Origin of the sequence: Vibrio sp. Y2-5 (genome assembly GCF_014596725.1) — a bacterium.
In the GTDB taxonomy this organism is placed as follows: Bacteria; Pseudomonadota; Gammaproteobacteria; order Enterobacterales; family Vibrionaceae; genus Vibrio.
In genome coordinates, this window is record NZ_JACVEG010000013.1 from 1 (window position 1) to 14,063 (window position 14,063).

Below are 14,063 nucleotides of genomic sequence, written 5' to 3' on the forward strand. Positions count from 1 at the left end.
CCCACACAGATTGATAGGTTTAAATTGTTAAAGAGCTTTCTATCGATTTCAGCTTTGAAAGCCTCGTCGCTAGGGGTGCGTATAATACGCTTTAATTCTTGAGAGTCAACGTTTATTTCAAACTTAATTTTCTCTCTTACTCGATACGTTGTGATGTTCGTCTCACTCCGTGTCGGTGTGGCGGCATTATAGGGAGGTACGAGATTAAGACAAGCACTTTTTTTAAATAATTTTTCGTTCGCTTAAAAAGCAAGCAAAGCACTGTTTATCGAATAAAATTTCAACATTTGAGGGGGGTCACAGCAATTGGTTGGAAAAAACTCAAGCATGTACGTAAGATTGATGTATCTATTTTGTTAATCATAGATACGCATCTAATTTCATTCTTACAAGTAGTATTCTTTTATGAACTTAAATAAACCAATGTTTTTAAATATCGCGATTGCGATTATTGGCGGTGCAATAATTTCTCTAATTCCAGGCATTCCTTCAGCTGTAAGTTTTATTGTGGGTGTTGTGGCAGCAACTATTGTATTTAAACTTTTCCTATCAACCCCATCTGTTACTGAAGAAGATGACGATTCAGCCTTACCAACCAAGACACTTTATGTAGGCAATTTGCCATACAAAGCAAACGAATCACATGTACGTGATTTATTTGCCCAGCATGGTGATGTGTTTGCGGTTCGTCTAATGAAAGATAAGCGAACAGGTAAACGTCGAGGATTTGGCTTTGTAGTTATGGCGGCAACACATGCTCAATCTGCGATTGATGCATTAAATGAGCATGATTACATGCAGAGAACGCTGAAAGTTAGAATTGCAAATGACCCTAAACACCCAGAAGAGGATATGGACGTATAGCAGAAAACCCAAGCTGCTCTAATCTTTCATTCAGTGCACTTTCTTCCCAAGCAGGTGCACTAGAATAAATGGTGTGTTTGTTCTCTGAGCAAACACTTCCTTCTATCCCAAGTAATGTTTTTACTCTTCTCGCAATAGCTTCACCCGAATCCACCAGCAGTACATCCTTTCCTAGCACCTGTTGGATCTCATCTCTGATTAATGGGAAATGAGTACATCCTAATACAGCTACATCAATGTGACTGATCAAAGGACTTAAGATATTTTGCAGTTCCTGCAAATCAATCTCTTTGCCTCTCAGTTTTTCTTCAGCCATATCAACAAGGCGTGTCGAACCCAGCAACTCAACATTTTTATCCGCTGAGAAGCTTCGAATAAGATCATGTGTATATTGGCGAGTGATAGTAGCGGGGGTGGCAATTAGCCCAACAGCTTTATTCGCTATAGAAGAAGCGGGTTTAATCGCAGGAACAACACCTACCACGGGTATAAACAGTTTTGAACGTAATGTAGGAAGTACTATGGTACTTGCTGTATTACACGCAATTACCACTATGTCGAAACCCTCTTCCTCTACTAGTCCTGTTATTAACCGTTCAACTCTTTGTAATAAGACTTGTTGGTCTAGCTCTCCGTATGGATAGGCTGCGTTATCAAATAAATAGGTATAAGAAAGCTGCGGCAGGCGCATTTCAATTTCTCTATAAACAGATAAGCCACCAACACCAGAGTCGAAAATTAAGACTTTAGGAACAGATTGATTAGACACAATGGGAACCAGATAGAACAACGATAACGCAGCGATCATACTCGCTCTATATCAATTGGCAATGATTGTTAAAACACCAAATAGCGAAAAACCGCCCGAAGGCGGTTTGAGGATTCGTTAGAACTGGTACGCAATACTTGCGTAGTAATTACGGTCTTGAGTTTTATATCCCAAAGCAGTCTCGTAATCTTCATCAAACACGTTACCGATCTTACCGCTGATAGCTACACCGCTATCAAAGTAATACGAAGTGGCGATATCGACCAATGAATATGGGTCTAGCTCCTTTGTATTTTTAGCATCGTCGTAACGCTTTCCTTGATAGAGATAACTTACATCAAATCTCCAAGCATCTAGCAAATATGTCATATTCCATTTCGCACTATGCTTGGCTCTGCGAACCAACTCATTACCCGTAGACTTATCTTGAGTATCAAGGTAGTCATAAGACAGACTATGAGCTAGAGGTCCAGTATCAAACTGACCACTTACTTCAACACCTTTTATCTCAGCTTTATTCACATTGACGTTGGTTGTTCCATTACTCGCAATCATTTTATCCACTTCACTGTAATGACCAGCTAAACGCCAAGTTAGCAATTCAAAATTGCCCTCTAATGCAATCTCTGAGCTTTCTGTTTCTTCTGGAACTAGGTTAGCATTACCTTGGTAGCAACCATAAGAACCACATTCCAAAGGATAATAAAGTTGGTTAAACGTCGGAGCTTTGAAAGATGTACCATATAAACCAACAGCTTTTATCGACTCAGTAAGCTGATAACCCAAGCCAAATTGGTATGTCCAGAAAGTGCCATAAGCGCTGTTATCATCCCAACGGAAGTTGCTCTCCGCTGAAAAGTCTCCTTTATTTAAATAGCTACCCACATAAAGAGCCGCATTATCTCTATCGGTTTGAGTGTAATCTTTGCCTTCTACTTTAACTTTATCCTCGTACCACTCAGCGCCACCGACTACAGAAAGAATATCATTTACTGTGTATAGGTTGTCCCAAGACGCCACGTATCGATTGGTCGTATATCGACTTGATTCGCCTTGGCCGAAGGACACGGCATCATCTTGGTTAGTCGCTAATGTAAAGTGACTGTTCAATTTATCTTTTTTGTACTCACCTACCGTCGCTAAGCTATACAAATCGCTGTCAGTACTATCAACACCACCCCAAGAGTTATCGAATTCCAAGTTCTGCTTTTGATAATAACCATTAGCTTTTAAAGTCAACTCTGAAGAAAGCTGTGATCCTGCATCGACTAGTAAATACTGAGACTTAAATCCATCATTGTCGGCGTCAAAACTGTTTTTACTTGATGGAGTTATATTATAGCCCTCGGCAGCTTTATAAGTAGCTGACAAATTAAACCAACTTCCTGAATCAGAAACGGTAGAAAGATTTGCTCCAACATCGTACGCACCATCGCTGCCAATACCAGATTTAACTGAGTTAAAACCGCTAGTGTTTTTTGTAGTGATGATATTAATTACACCACTGACTGCATCAGAACCATACACTGCAGCACGAGGTCCACGCAGCACTTCGATACGTTCGACACCATTAAGAGGAATTGCAGATAAATCGGCAACACCTGATGTGGCACTACCAATTCGGACACCATTGATCATCACTAAAACATTCTTGCTAGCGCGTCCACGAATGTACAACTCGGAACTTTGGGCTGGCCCACCTTGATTTGCAACCTGTACGCTAGGCAAACGGCGTAATACATCCGTTAATGATTGAGCTTGAATCGCATCAATTTCTTCACGCGAGACAACTTCAACTGGTGCGATTGTTTCGTTTACTTTGGTTTCAAAACGGTTCGCAGTTACCACAACCGTCTCATCAGCTGTTGCTTCTTGTGCGTATGAAAAAGAGGTATGAGAAAACAGCGACGCCACTGCCACCGCTAGAAGGGATTTATTCATTATATTGTCCTAAATCGCGTTAATCCTACCGAGCATGGGTCCGTCCCATTGGTTTGCTCAGTTGCTGGCAGGTGTTCGGACTTGAGAGCTGTTAACCTACTAACTCGACTTCCCACAAATTGCAGTGTCATTTGAGTATTCGTTCTCTCTTACCGCTGCGCGTCAGTTCTGGATTTTCACCAGATTCCCTTTTAAGTCAATTTAGCCATCTAGCCTGCTAAACAACACCAGCTTGCCGTCGATAGTATTGAGCAATCGATAACTTGTCTAGCTTAGATTGATATAAGCTATAGTTTTTACGATCGATAAAGCTATCAATTTGGTCAGAGTACTGGACATGCGCGGGAGATTGAATAAAATCTGCGCTCTTTATTTGAACGTACCAGAAAAAGGTAAAGCAATGGCGACTCTTGATGTAAACCCAGACAACTACCAAGCGCAACTGGATGAGAAAATCACTCGACTAGGAGAGATGTTTGAATCTTATGGTGTGCCTGAGTTGGAAGTCTTTGAGTCTCCGGCTCAGTTTTACCGTATGCGTGCTGAGTTTCGTATCTGGCATGAAGGTGATGATATGTACTACATCATGTTCAACCAACAAACTCGTGAGAAATACCGCGTTGATCAGTTCCCTGCGGCAAGTCGCCTTATTAATGACTTAATGCCATTACTGATAGACGCCATGAAAGACAACGACACTCTGCGCCGTAAACTTTTCCAAGTAGACTTCTTATCCACTCTGAGTGGCGAAGTTCTGGTATCTCTTCTATATCATCGCCAACTTGATGAAGAGTGGATTACAGCAGCAAAAGCACTCAAGCAAACGCTACAAAATGAAGGCTTTAATCTGAACGTTATTGGCCGTGCACGTAAAATGAAGATTGTGCTGGACCAAGATTATGTGGTTGAGAAACTGAGTGTGAACGGTCAACCTTATATCTACCAACAAGTTGAAAACAGCTTTACTCAACCAAACGGTAAAGTTGCAGAAAAAATGCTGGAGTGGGCGGTCGATTGCACCCAAGAAAGCAAAGGCGATTTGCTAGAGCTTTACTGTGGTAACGGTAACTTCTCATTGGCACTGGCTCAAAACTTCGACCGTGTCTTGGCTACTGAACTAGCGAAGCCATCGGTACATTCAGCACAATACAACATTGCTGCGAACAAGATCGACAATGTACAAATCATCCGCATGTCAGCAGAAGAATTTACCGAAGCAATGGAAGGCAAACGTGAGTTCAACCGCCTGAAAGATGCAGGTATCGATTTAAGAAGCTACAACTGCAATACCATCTTTGTCGATCCGCCTCGCTCAGGTATGGATATTGATACCTGTAAGACGGTGCAGGCTTATGAGCGTATTCTGTATATCTCATGTAACCCAGAAACATTAAAAGAAAACTTAGATGTTTTGTGTGAAACACATAAAGTGACGCGTTTTGCTTTGTTTGACCAATTCCCATACACCCACCACATGGAAGCGGGCGTGATGCTAGAGCGAAAAGCGTAATTCACACTTAATACCAACGTTCACAAATAGAAAAACGAGCCAATTGGCTCGTTTTTGTTATTAACTTTTGTACTTAGTTGATGTGTACTTATTCAGATTGACCGATAAATCCTAGCTTCTTTCCAACCCATAGCAAGAGCAGAAGAGCTACGATGATCGAAAAGAAGTTAGACCCCGCTTCTGGATACTGAGCCTTAACAAATGCCGAGTGACCAAAAGCACCAACAAAGAAACACGCCAAACCTACTAATGGAATGTCTTCCGCAACTGGATTACGTAGGTATTCCTGATACAGCGCTTGTACAGACAGCACCAAAGCGATAACAGGGAAAATAGAAAAAGAGACTTCACTGATGGTCATCCAAGACAGTAAAGCGTCACCACACATACCCGCGATTAACGCAAGTATCAGTGTTTTACGTTCTGAACCATGATTGATTGAGCCGCTACTTTCATTTGACATTAATTCATCCCGCCTTTTAGTCGATTTCGTTCACGTTCTTTGCGATACCAGAAAGCCCCTTTGGCTATCATTCGCAGTTGCATGATCAGACGTTCTGCGAGTTCATCGCGATCACGTCGATCTAAGTCTAATGCTTCTGCACCAGAGCTAAATACTAATGTGACTGAAGCTCCTGCTTGAGTGATGGCTTCTTCACGATTCATACCTGTCGCGATCAGATATTCAGAAAGTTCGGCAGAAAAATGCTGAATCTCACGCGCTACTGCCGCACGAAACTCAAACGAAGTGCCAGAACGTTCACGCAATAATAGACGAAACACGTTTGGGCTACTTTCGATGAACTCCATAAACGTTTCTACGGAGGTGCGAATCACACTTCCCTCTTTAACAATACGTTGGCGAGCTTGACGCATAAGCTGGCGCAGTAACAAACCGCCTTCGTCAACCATGGTTAAGCCTAATTCATCCATATCTTTAAAATGGCGATAGAAAGAGGTTGGGGCTATCCCCGCCTCTCGTGCGACTTCACGTAAGCTTAAGTTCGAAAAACTACGATCAGCACTTAATTGGCTAAATGCCGCATCAATCAGCGAACGACGCGTTTTTTCTTTCTGTTGTGCGCGAATTCCCGTGGATTTCATTTTAAGCCAAGCCTTGCCAAGTCAGTCACTAAAGTCGCCTACTATAACGCGATTAACCAACAGATCTAAGAGGCAAAACAGACCATTTTGAAGCATCAGACAATTTCCTAACATAACCGTTGCATTTTTCATCATCGGCCGACTTAAGCGCCAAATTGACAATATTTGTTTTAATCTCGTGATCCTCTCCACTCTATAAGGGGTTTAAGCTTCACGCTTTGCACATATCAGTTAAAATCTCGCTATCGCAATGTTAACCAAATTATAACAAGGATCATCTATGGCACTGAATAACCACTTTGACGTCATCGTAATAGGTAGTGGACCTGGCGGTGAAGGTGCAGCAATGGGGTTAACCAAAGCGGGGATGAATGTCGCCATTATTGAAAAAGAAAGCAGCGTAGGCGGTGGTTGTACACACTGGGGAACTATCCCTTCCAAGGCATTGCGTCATGCGGTTAGCCGTATCATCGAATTTAATAGCAACCCTTTGTTCTGCAACAACAACTCAAGCCTGCACTCTACTTTTTCAACTATCCTTGGTCATGCTAAAAACGTTATTGATAAGCAAACTCGTCTACGCCAAGGCTTTTATGACCGTAACCAGTGCAGTTTAATCTTTGGTAAAGCTCGTTTTATCGATGCCAATACTGTTGCAGTGACAAAAAGCGATCACACGGTTGAAAACTACACCGCAGATAAATTTGTTATTGCGACTGGCTCACGCCCTTATCGCCCTACTGATGTGGATTTCAGTCACCCACGCGTTTATGACAGTGACTCTATCTTGAACCTTGAGCACGACCCACAACACATCATCATTTATGGCGCAGGTGTCATCGGTTGTGAGTATGCATCTATCTTCCGTGGTTTAGGGGTTAAAACAGACTTAATTAACACACGTGACCGCTTGCTTTCGTTCCTAGATAACGAAACGTCCGATGCTTTGTCTTACCACTTCTGGAACAGCGGCGTGGTTATTCGTAACGACGAAACATACAGCAAAATCGAAGGTACTGAAGATGGTGTTATCGTTCACCTGAACTCAGGTAAAAAGATGAAAGCTGACTGTATGCTTTACGCAAACGGTCGTACGGGCAATACAGACAAACTCAACCTTGAAGTAGTTGGACTGAAAGCAGATTCTCGAGGTCAGCTAAGTGTTAACAGCAACTATCAGACAGAGGTCAGTCATATTTACGCTGTGGGCGATGTGATTGGTTATCCAAGCCTTGCAAGTGCCGCCTATGACCAAGGTCGTTTCACTGCTCAAGCGATTTCTCAAGGGCAAGCCACAAACAAACTGATTGAAGATATCCCAACGGGCATTTACACCATTCCAGAAATCAGTTCGGTTGGTAAAACAGAGCAAGAATTAACAGCCGCGAAAGTCCCTTATGAAGTGGGTCGTTCTTCATTCAAACACTTGGCACGAGCACAGATCTCAGGCAAAGATGTCGGCAGTTTGAAGATTCTCTTCCACCGTGAAACGAAAGAGATTTTAGGTATTCACTGCTTTGGTGAGCGTGCTGCGGAAATCATCCATATCGGTCAGGCCATCATGGAACAAAAAGGGGAAGCAAATACCATCGAGTATTTCGTCAATACCACTTTTAACTACCCGACAATGGCTGAAGCATATCGCGTAGCCGCATTGAATGGCTTAAATCGCCTGTTTTAGCTTTCATCATTGATCGAAAAAATCAGTTAAACGAAAAATTGCAGCTCTATGGGCTGCGATTTTTTATTTGGTTCAGAAAACAACAGTGTTAAGCAAAGAAGACGCCTTGTTTCCACTGCCCGACCAAAACCATAGCCAAACTTAGCCCGCGAATTATCATAAAACTAAGCATGGCCAGCCATAAAGCATGATTTCCATACTGCGAAAACAAATAGAACATTGAGAAAAACGCCATTGTCGATATCACCATACTATTGCGCATCTCTTTGCCTTTGGTCGCCCCAATAAAAATACCATCAAGTAGAAAACACCACATAGAAGACAAAGGCATCGCGACCAGCCAAGGTAAATAGACATTCGCCTCTTCTCGTACTTGCGGTATATCCGAGATCAAGTGGATCAGTGCCGATCCCCAATAACCAAAGACGAACGTCAGCAAAGTGCAGATGATCACGCACCAAAAAGCACTGCCAACCATTGAGGCTTTTAGTTGAGTTTCACTTTTTGCTCCAATCGCTTTTCCAACCATAGCTTCCATCGCATAAGCAAACCCATCCATCCCATAGGAAATCATCATAAGAAAACTCATAAGAACGGCATTGGCCGCCACAGTGTGGTCGCCAAACGCTGCGCCTTGAAAAGTCATAAAGCTAAACGCGGCTTGTAAGCACAAAGAGCGAAGAAAAATATCTCTATTGAGTTTTACAAAACGGCTCAAACCTTCACTGCTGCCAGAAATTTTGCTCCACAGATTCGGTAATTGATTCGCTTGCCAGTATTTCCATACGCAAACAAGGCCAAAGCTCAGGCCAGCGTAATCGGCAATAACCGAAGCAGCCGCCGCACCTTGTACTTTCCAGCCAAAGCCAACAACAAACAGGATATCGAGAGCAATATTGGTGATATTAGTAATAATCACCATCCACATAGGCTCCTTCGAGTTCTGTGTACCGAGTAACCAGCCGAGTATGACAAAGTTCATCAACGAAGCGGGAGCACTCCAGGCTCGAATAACAAAATATTGCTGACCATAAAACTTCACCTGTTCACTGGCATCACTGAACGAAAAAATCCAGTTGGAAATAAATCGATGAAGGATAAGAAAAATGACGGCAAACCCCAAAGCCATCAAGCTGCCTTGAAGTAAAACACGCACCAGTTTTTGTGGGTCGTTGGCACCAAAAGCCTGAGCGGTAAGCCCTGTGGTGGACATCCGAAGAAAGCCGAGCAACCAAAAAGCGACGCTAATCATAGTGCTACCTAAAGCAACACCGCCCAAATACCAAGCGTGCTCAAGATGCCCAATAACCGCAGCGTCGACTAAACCTAGCAGAGGAACGGTAATGTTAGACAGCACCATAGGAATTGCGAGTAGCAATACCTGTCGATGCATAGATCGGTCAGAGAGAGTTTGAATAAAGAAAGCCACTACCTTGCTCCTTGCATTGGAGAACAAAGTGTAACTAAGTTAAGGGCTATCGGCTACGGTCGTCTACCAATGCACTTGAACAACAACAGGTGTAAATCTTTGTTTTAACCCATCAAATTTACTCAATGCTCGTTGCCAAAACTTCCAACGCACACATTGGCTATCCAGAGGGGAAGAAATCGAAACTTGCCGTGCCCAAGGTAAACAATTTATTACCGCTTGTTTTGGTTTTATAAATCCATGAGCATATGTACCAGAACCCATTTTCTGTCCTAAACGGGTACACGTTTTATCGCCAGCAAGAACAAGACAAGCGCTTGCGTTAGCAAAACCGAGTCCTAAGGATCGAATAAATCTCGACGTTTGTATGGCATTACAATCGAGTAATGCATGTTCACACAAAATTAAAACAGGCGCGTATTCTGGGATGGGTAAACAGTCTAACCAACCAATTTCGCCAACACTGCCACACTGATGCAAATAACGTTCACTGCGGTGAAACAGCTTTTGTCGCCATAACAAATTCTCCGTCACATCCAACTCAATCCAATGGCAGCGTCCGTTATCAATTCGGTAAAAACGCGTATCCAAGCCTGCACCGACGTTAACAATCCATCCGTCAGGATGGACTTCTAAAAATCGGAGTACTTGTTTATCACACAACTGAGTGAGGGTGACATGAAGCAGTTGCTTCTGATCGATATCACCACTGATGCAATCGGCTGCTAAATGACAACGTTGGCAGGCGGTTGCTGCAATAGGATCATAGACAAGGCCGTTATCGACCAAGCTTTCACGACTACGTAGCCAAAGTGGTTGAACCAAACGGGTAGGGATTTGATAACGTTGTGAGTTTTGCTTGTGGGGGGAGCGCATTATCATCTTCCTTGCATCGCGACAATGAAGATGATAATGAATATCAATTAGATTTGCAAATCTTTAAATTTTGGATACATCGCGCAGATGTGGAACCCCAAAATAACGCCAGAAAGGTATGATTACATCCAGTCAGTATTGCGAATAATACCAACCGCAATACCTTCGATAGATAGATTCTGACAGGTTAAATCGACTTCAATTGGGGAAAACTCTTCGTTCTCGGCATGAAGTAAAATTTTTGAACCACGGCGCTCCAAACGTTTAACTGTTACGTCATCTTCAACTCGAGCCACGACGACTTGTCCGTTACGCACATCTTGAGTTTTATGCACTGCAAGCAAATCGCCATCCATAATACCGATGTCCTTCATACTCTCGCCGTGAACACGTAATAGAAAGTCAGCTTGTGGACGGAACATGTTCGGATCAACTTGATAATGTGATTCTACATGCTCTTGAGCCAAGATAGGCTCACCAGCCGCAACGCGACCGATCAGAGGTAAACCTTGCTCTTCTTCATTCGCCGCTTCCAGTAGAATACGGATACCACGAGAAGCTCCCGGCACGATCTCAATTGCTTGTTTACGAGCAAGAGCTTTTAAATGTTCTTCTGCTGCATTTGCAGAACGAAAACCCAGTTCACGTGCAATTTCAGCACGAGTCGGTGGCATTCCTGTTTCATCTATTTTGCTTTTGATAAGATCAAAAACTTGTTGCTGGCGTGGCGTTAACGGCTTCATAGTTCACCTGTTTTTTTATACAGTTGACTGTGAGTATATCCAGTAATTGATTAAATGCAAAGGCAATCGCTTATTTTTTAGATAAATAGGGCTTCCAGCCAAATATACCCAGCAATAATCATCGCGATAAATACCGCTGCAGAGCCCATATCTTTGGCTCGTCCAGATAATTCATGATGCTCCTGACCAACACGATCGACGACCGCTTCCAATGCGCTATTTAATAGTTCAACCAACACGATCAGTAGCACGCTCGATATCATCAGAATGCGCTCAACTTGAGATACATCTAGCCAAATGGCTAACGGAATGGCGACTGCAGCTAACAATACTTCTTCACGAAATGCTGCTTCATGTTTAAATGCCGCACAGATCCCCTTGTAGGAATAACCTGTTGCTTTAAAAAGGCGCTTTAGCCCTTGAGGATTCTTTTTATACACTCTTTGTTCCACGTATTAACAAAATCAATCTGCGAGAAAATTCAGAATATCTGCGCAAAAAGCAAACATCACTGAATAAAATTAAAAGGTTTGACCAGTTTCTGGTATTCTTGCTGCTCGAAAAATAAAGACCAACTTAGGTGCATCTCCATTTTCCTTCTCATACCAATTAGGAACACGGAAATACTCTTGAGTTTTTGTACTGATTTTTGAGGCTTTGAACTCTTATGTCTTCTGGACAATCACTATCACGTTCGCTTTTAAAGTTACCGACAACGCTACTAGTAAAAGGGACGGCAATTCCGTCAAATCCGATTGAAGATATCGGCATCGATATTAACAAGCCTATCGTTTACGCACTACCTTTCCGTTCAAATATTGATTTGCTGACACTGCAAACTCACGCGAAAGAAGCAGGCTTACCGGATCCGCTATCTCCTTTAGAAATTCAAGGTAAGACTCTAAAACGTTACGTGTTTATCTCTTCTCGTCCTACGTTGCTACAGAATGATAGCCATGTGCCAAGCGGCTCCATCGCAACTTTCACTGAACTTCTGGCACTGCATCACAATGATTTAGAACTTGATGTACAAGTGATTCCGGCTTCGGTTCTGTGGGGAAGAAAACCAGGTAAAGAAGGCAGCGAGAAGCCATACCTGCAACCCATGAATGGCTTACAAAAAGCACAAGCGGTTATTCTGGCTGGACGAGATTGTTTGGTGCGCTTTAGCCCAGTGGTATCACTGCGCCATATGGCAAATTCACATGGTACTGATGAAGCCATTGCACATAAACTCGCTCGCGTGGCACGTATCCACTTCTCTCGTCAAAAACTGGCGGCTTCTGGTCCTAATCTTCCTCAACGTGAAGTATTGTTCCGCCGTTTGATGCAGTCTCCTGCGATTGATAAAGCGATTCGAGATGAAGCCCAAGCCAAAAACATTTCGATTGAGAAAGCTCGCAAAGCAGCCCATGACATCATGGATGAAATTGCAGCGGACTTCTCATACTCCTTGGTGAAAAAAGGCAGTCGAGTTTTGCGCTGGCTTTGGAACCGCTTATACCAAGGCTTAAACATCAACAATGCTTCAACTGTACGCCGCCTAGCGCAAGACGGACATGAAATTGTTTATGTTCCTTGTCACCGCAGTCATATGGACTACTTACTTCTGTCTTACGTTCTGTACAACGAAGGCTTAGTACCACCGCATATTGCTGCAGGCATTAACCTGAACTTCTTCCCAGCCGGCCCGATTTTCCGCCGTGGTGGCGCATTCTTCCTGCGTCGCAGTTTTAAAGGCAACAAGCTGTATTCCACCATTTTCCGTGAATATCTCGCAGAGTTATTCTCTAAAGGTTACTCGGTTGAATATTTCAGTGAAGGTGGCCGCTCTCGTACAGGTCGCTTGCTAACGGCGAAAACTGGCATGTTGGCAATGACCATTCAAGCCATGCTGCGCGGATTGAATCGTCCGGTAACACTTGTGCCAGTCTATATTGGCTACGAGCACGTAATGGAAGTCAGCACCTACGCCAAAGAACTGCGCGGTAAGCAAAAAGAGAAAGAGAACGCAGGCCTAGTAATACGTACTATTCGTAAACTGCGTAACTTCGGTAAAGGTTATGTGAACTTTGGTGAGCCAATTCCACTGAACCAATTTTTGAACGAGCAAGTACCGACTTGGACTCAAGATATCGATCCTATCGGAGCAACGAAACCACAATGGATGAACCCTGTGGTGAACAAGCTTGCGACTAAGATGATGACGCACATTAACGACGCAGCAGCAACTAACGCGCTAACGTTGTGTGCAACGGCTCTGCTTGCTTCCCGTCAACGTGCCCTGTCAAGAGATACACTGATCAACCAGATTGATTGCTACTTGAACATTCTACGCAATGTTCCTTATTCCAATACGTCAACGATTCCTGATGACAATGCCGAAAGCTTGGTGAATCACGCAGAATCGCTCGACAAGTTTGTGATTGAGTCCGATACCATGGGCGACATTATTTCATTAGATCGTAATCAGTCGATTCTAATGACTTACTATCGTAACAATATCATTCACTTACTTGCACTGCCGTCTCTGATTGCTCAAATGCTGATTCGTCAACAAAAACTCAGCGTTGAGAAAATTCAGGAAAATGTTGCGCTTATCTACCCGTTCCTAAAACAAGAGCTTTTCCTGAGCCTTGATAACGAACAGTTAATCGAAAAAGTGACGCACTACTTGGATGAGTTGCAACGCCAAGATTTAATCTCAATCAATGATGGCATGGTAACGATCAACCAGGCGAAAACCCAAGTGTTGATGCTACTAGGTCGCACGATTTCAGAAACGCTGCAACGTTATGCTATTGCTCTGAACTTGCTGGTAGAGAACCCTGAACTTGGTAAGTCAGATTTAGAAGCGAAGAGCCAAGAGATTGCTCAACGTCTCGGTCGTCTGCACGGTATTAACGCGCCGGAGTTCTTCGACAAAGGCGTGTTCTCAGCAATGTTTGTGACTTTGAAATCGGAAGGCTATCTAGACAATGATGGTGAATGTAACGTTGAGCAAGCAAAACGTCTGGCTAAAAAGTTATACGGCATGCTTTATCCAGAAGTAAGACTGACCATTCAAGAAAGTATTTATCAATACGACCAACATCTTGTGAAATAAAGATAACAAAGACAAAAAAGGCATCCAGTGGATGCCTTTT

12 protein-coding genes and 1 riboswitch are annotated in these 14,063 nt (G+C 43.1%); of the genes, 4 read left to right on the forward strand and 8 right to left on the reverse strand.

Annotated elements, in window-relative coordinates; translation table 11 throughout:
* The first annotated feature begins 405 nt into the window (after positions 1 to 405).
* Complete coding sequence (locus HUO09_RS20120; RefSeq protein ID WP_167412566.1) at positions 406 to 864, forward strand: RNA-binding protein; 459 nt, start codon at positions 406 to 408, stop codon at positions 862 to 864.
* On the opposite strand, the gene murI is transcribed toward HUO09_RS20120, so the two are convergent.
* Both murI and HUO09_RS20130 read right to left on the reverse strand, forming a co-directional pair.
* Positions 833 to 1,633 (reverse strand): glutamate racemase, encoded by an 801-nt coding sequence (gene murI, locus HUO09_RS20125; RefSeq protein WP_188235168.1) that lies wholly within the window; start codon positions 1,631 to 1,633, stop codon positions 833 to 835. The genes HUO09_RS20120 and murI overlap by 32 nt on opposite strands.
* A 117-nt stretch (positions 1,634 to 1,750) precedes the next feature.
* The gene (locus tag HUO09_RS20130; protein ID WP_188235135.1) at positions 1,751 to 3,574 is read right to left on the reverse strand and encodes a TonB-dependent receptor domain-containing protein; all 1,824 of its coding nucleotides are present in this window, start codon (positions 3,572 to 3,574) and stop codon (positions 1,751 to 1,753) included.
* Between the two features lie 48 nt (positions 3,575 to 3,622).
* Positions 3,623 to 3,821: riboswitch (cobalamin riboswitch) on the reverse strand.
* A 153-nt stretch (positions 3,822 to 3,974) separates the two neighbouring features.
* On the opposite strand from HUO09_RS20130, the gene trmA reads away from it, so the two are divergent.
* The gene (gene trmA / locus HUO09_RS20135; protein WP_188235136.1) at positions 3,975 to 5,084 is read left to right on the forward strand and encodes a tRNA (uridine(54)-C5)-methyltransferase TrmA; all 1,110 of its coding nucleotides are present in this window, start codon (positions 3,975 to 3,977) and stop codon (positions 5,082 to 5,084) included.
* A gap of 88 nt (positions 5,085 to 5,172) precedes the next feature.
* Here trmA and HUO09_RS20140 read toward each other — a convergent pair whose 3' ends face one another.
* Positions 5,173 to 5,547, reverse strand: a complete 375-nt coding sequence (locus HUO09_RS20140; protein WP_167412562.1) for a YijD family membrane protein — start codon at positions 5,545 to 5,547, stop codon at positions 5,173 to 5,175.
* Positions 5,547 to 6,188, reverse strand: coding sequence for an HTH-type transcriptional repressor FabR (gene fabR, locus HUO09_RS20145; protein ID WP_042489723.1), 642 nt, complete (start codon positions 6,186 to 6,188; stop codon positions 5,547 to 5,549). Before fabR ends, HUO09_RS20140 begins: the two co-directional genes overlap by 1 nt.
* A gap of 280 nt (positions 6,189 to 6,468) precedes the next feature.
* Between fabR and sthA the strand changes: the two genes are divergently transcribed.
* Positions 6,469 to 7,869, forward strand: a complete 1,401-nt coding sequence (gene sthA, locus HUO09_RS20150) for a Si-specific NAD(P)(+) transhydrogenase (RefSeq protein ID WP_188235137.1) — start codon at positions 6,469 to 6,471, stop codon at positions 7,867 to 7,869.
* A gap of 88 nt (positions 7,870 to 7,957) precedes the next feature.
* Here sthA and dinF read toward each other — a convergent pair whose 3' ends face one another.
* From dinF to HUO09_RS20170, 4 genes are all read right to left on the reverse strand, one after another.
* The gene (dinF, locus tag HUO09_RS20155) at positions 7,958 to 9,262 is read right to left on the reverse strand and encodes an MATE family efflux transporter DinF (RefSeq protein WP_188235169.1); all 1,305 of its coding nucleotides are present in this window, start codon (positions 9,260 to 9,262) and stop codon (positions 7,958 to 7,960) included.
* Between the two features lie 99 nt (positions 9,263 to 9,361).
* Complete coding sequence (locus HUO09_RS20160; RefSeq protein WP_188235138.1) at positions 9,362 to 10,174, reverse strand: class I SAM-dependent methyltransferase; 813 nt, start codon at positions 10,172 to 10,174, stop codon at positions 9,362 to 9,364.
* Positions 10,175 to 10,296: 122 nt separating this feature from the next.
* Positions 10,297 to 10,917 (reverse strand): transcriptional repressor LexA, encoded by a 621-nt coding sequence (lexA, locus tag HUO09_RS20165; protein WP_167412559.1) that lies wholly within the window; start codon positions 10,915 to 10,917, stop codon positions 10,297 to 10,299.
* Positions 10,918 to 10,994: 77 nt separating this feature from the next.
* Positions 10,995 to 11,357 carry a diacylglycerol kinase gene (locus tag HUO09_RS20170; RefSeq protein ID WP_167412558.1) on the reverse strand — a complete coding sequence of 121 codons (363 nt, stop codon included), beginning with the start codon at positions 11,355 to 11,357 and terminating at the stop codon, positions 10,995 to 10,997.
* Between the two features lie 227 nt (positions 11,358 to 11,584).
* On the opposite strand from HUO09_RS20170, the gene plsB reads away from it, so the two are divergent.
* Entirely contained in the window at positions 11,585 to 14,023 is a 2,439-nt protein-coding gene (gene plsB, locus HUO09_RS20175) for a glycerol-3-phosphate 1-O-acyltransferase PlsB (protein ID WP_188235139.1), read from the forward strand.
* Positions 14,024 to 14,063: the final 40 nt, after the last annotated feature.

Excerpts from the sequence above, each read along its gene's own strand:
- HUO09_RS20120 (WP_167412566.1), top strand. The coding sequence starts at position 406 with ATGAACTTAAATAAACCAATGTTTTTAAATATCGCGATTGCGATTATT.
- HUO09_RS20130 (WP_188235135.1), bottom strand. The coding sequence starts at position 3,574 with ATGAATAAATCCCTTCTAGCGGTGGCAGTGGCGTCGCTGTTTTCTCAT.
- trmA (WP_188235136.1), top strand. The coding sequence starts at position 3,975 with ATGGCGACTCTTGATGTAAACCCAGACAACTACCAAGCGCAACTGGAT.
- HUO09_RS20140 (WP_167412562.1), bottom strand. The coding sequence starts at position 5,547 with ATGTCAAATGAAAGTAGCGGCTCAATCAATCATGGTTCAGAACGTAAA.
- fabR (WP_042489723.1), bottom strand. The coding sequence starts at position 6,188 with ATGAAATCCACGGGAATTCGCGCACAACAGAAAGAAAAAACGCGTCGT.
- sthA (WP_188235137.1), top strand. The coding sequence starts at position 6,469 with ATGGCACTGAATAACCACTTTGACGTCATCGTAATAGGTAGTGGACCT.
- dinF (WP_188235169.1), bottom strand. The coding sequence starts at position 9,262 with ATGCATCGACAGGTATTGCTACTCGCAATTCCTATGGTGCTGTCTAAC.
- HUO09_RS20160 (WP_188235138.1), bottom strand. The coding sequence starts at position 10,174 with ATGCGCTCCCCCCACAAGCAAAACTCACAACGTTATCAAATCCCTACC.
- lexA (WP_167412559.1), bottom strand. The coding sequence starts at position 10,917 with ATGAAGCCGTTAACGCCACGCCAGCAACAAGTTTTTGATCTTATCAAA.
- plsB (WP_188235139.1), top strand. The coding sequence starts at position 11,585 with ATGTCTTCTGGACAATCACTATCACGTTCGCTTTTAAAGTTACCGACA.